A 927-nucleotide genomic window follows, 5' to 3' on the forward strand; every position below is an offset into this window, starting at 1 on the left:
ATATAAAAGAAAACATAAGAAAAAAATTAATATACAGGAGATAGTTTATATGTTTATAGTAGAAGAAAATCCAAAATCAATTGTAGCGGAAGCATACAGAACTTTAAGAACAAATATAAAATATTCATCTTTTGATACAAATATAAAGTCAATAATAGTAACAAGTTCAATAGTTGGAGAAGGTAAGTCTACAATAGCAGGAAATTTAGCTATTTCTATGGCTAAAGATGGAAAAAAGACTTTGTTATTAGATTGTGATTTAAGAAAGCCTACATTACATAAAAAATTTAAAATTTCTAATTTATATGGATTATCTGAAGTTTTATTAGGAGAAAAGTCAGTAGATGATATATTGAATAAACATCATAGTGGATTACATATAGTAACAGCAGGAAAAGTACCTCCTAATCCCTCAGAAATGTTAGGATCAAGAGTTATGACTAATTTAATTGAAGATTTAAAAATGGTTTATGATTATATAATATTAGATAGTCCCCCAGTAAATGCAGTAGCAGATCCACAAATATCAGCTACTATTGTAGATGGAACTATATTTGTAATTAAAGCAGAATCAACAAAAAAAGATGAAGTAGATTCTGCAATAAATGAATTAAAAAAAGTTAATGCTAATTTAATTGGAGTTGTATTAAATGAAATTAATGAAAATATAAATAAATATAATTATTATTATGAAGAAAATTCTGAGAAATAACTGTAAATATTGAAAGTGTATACTAATTTATTTAATTTTAAAAATAAATTAGTATACACTTTAATTTTTTTTATAAAAATAATAAAAATTAAATTTAATAGAATTTTATTTGCGAATCAAAATATAAAAAATAGAAAAATAATTCGGCTATATTTCTATAAAAATGTTAAATTTTCATAAAAATATATTTTGTGGAATTTTATACTAATTAGTTT

1 protein-coding gene is annotated in these 927 nt (G+C 21.8%); it reads left to right on the forward strand.

The genetic code is table 11. The features are described from left to right. The first annotated feature begins 49 nt into the window (after positions 1 to 49). Positions 50 to 712 (forward strand): CpsD/CapB family tyrosine-protein kinase, encoded by a 663-nt coding sequence (locus GBZ86_RS16350; protein WP_152892426.1) that lies wholly within the window; start codon positions 50 to 52, stop codon positions 710 to 712. Positions 713 to 927: the final 215 nt, after the last annotated feature.

The sequence above is a fragment of the Clostridium tarantellae genome (genome assembly GCF_009295725.1).
In the GTDB taxonomy this organism is placed as follows: Bacteria; Bacillota; Clostridia; order Clostridiales; family Clostridiaceae; genus Sarcina; species Sarcina tarantellae.